The following is a 1,385-nucleotide window of genomic DNA, read 5'->3' as shown; positions in this document are numbered from 1 at the left end:
TCCGCGATTTCCTCGAAGACCGGCTGCGCCACGAATCCCCCGACGCGCTGACCGGCTTGCTGCACCGCGCCGCCGAGACCGAGCCCGACGCGGCACGCCGCATCGGCTACCTGCAGCGCGCCGGCGACTGGGCGGCGGCCGAGGCGGCGCTGCATGCCGTCGCCCGCGGCTGGCTCACCGACGGCCTGCTGACGCAGACGCAGCGGCTGCTGGCGCAGTTTCCGGCCGGCTGGCGCGAGCGCTCGTCGCCGCTGATGCTGCTGCAGGGGCTGGCCGCGTGGACGCGCTGGGATTTCGTCGCGATGGCCGGGCACTTCCAGCAGGCGCTGCGCCTGGCCGAGCAGCAAGGCCTCGCGGAGCAGGCGCAGCGGGCGCGGGCCTACGTGGCGCTCAGCCTGTGCCAGGTCGACCAGCGCGATGACGCGGCCGCGCTGCTCGCCGAGTTGCGCACGCAGGCCTTGCCGCTCGAAGCCGAGGTCACGGCGCTGACCGCCAGCCTGTGGCATGCCGGCGACTACGGGCCGGTCGGGCCGTCGGCCGGCTACATGGCGCGGCGCAACGCGCTGCTGGCCGAGTGCACCGACCTCGGCCTGTGGTACCAGGCGACGCCGAACCCGCGCGACGTGGCGCTGCCCGGCATCGCGCCGGCGCTGACGGAGTTCGTCGAACGCGTGCTGCGGCTGGCGCCCGAGCACCCGACCGCGATGAGCGCGATCGCCTGGCTGCTGCACGGGCTGATCGCGCTGTGGCAGGGCGATGCGCTGCGCGCGGCCGAACGGCTGCAACGCGCCGACGAGGAGTCGCGCTGGCTCGGCGGCCCGCGCAATGTGCGCACGATGCTGGCGCTGGCCGGCGGCATGCTGCACGCGCTGCGCGGCGACATCGACGCGATGCGCCAGGACAGCGCCCGCCTGCTGGCCGACCCCGAGCAGGAGCCGCCGAGCGCGCGCCGCGACAAGCTGCGCCGCCACATGCAGTTCCAGGCGCTGCGGCTGGCGATGATCGCCGACGATGCGGAGCGCGCCGGCGCCCTGGTGGCGACGCTGGGCGCACCCGACCTGCTGGCGTCGACGCGCATCGCGCAGCGGGCACGCGAGCTGGCGCTGCCGGCCTTCGCGGCCGAGCTGGCCGGGCGCTGGCCGCAGGTGGTCGAGTGCTGGCAGGCGGCCTTGCAGACGCCCGATGCGCTCGAGTGGTACGGGCTGCTGACCGAAGGCCGGCTGCGGCTGGCCGCCGCGCTGGTGCGGCTGGGCCGGCAGCGCGAGGCGGCGCAGCAGGTCGAGGCCGCGGCACTGCGCTGCGCGAGCGACGGCTGGATCGGCTCGGCGCTGCTCGCCGGCCCGCGCGCGCTGGCGACGCTGGCGCATGGCGGCCTGGTGCTGGGC

At 76.4% G+C, this 1,385-nt stretch carries 1 pseudogene; it reads left to right on the top strand.

Going from position 1 to position 1,385, the window contains the following annotated elements:
* A pseudogene (locus tag AC1D1T_RS32510) lies at nt 1-1,385 on the top strand (hypothetical protein); the annotation flags it as partial.

It is taken from the genome of Rhizobacter sp. P2_H3 (genome assembly GCF_056403355.1).
The sequence above is the reverse complement of the archived record's forward strand: the minus strand, read 5'-3'. Positions and strand labels throughout refer to the sequence as shown.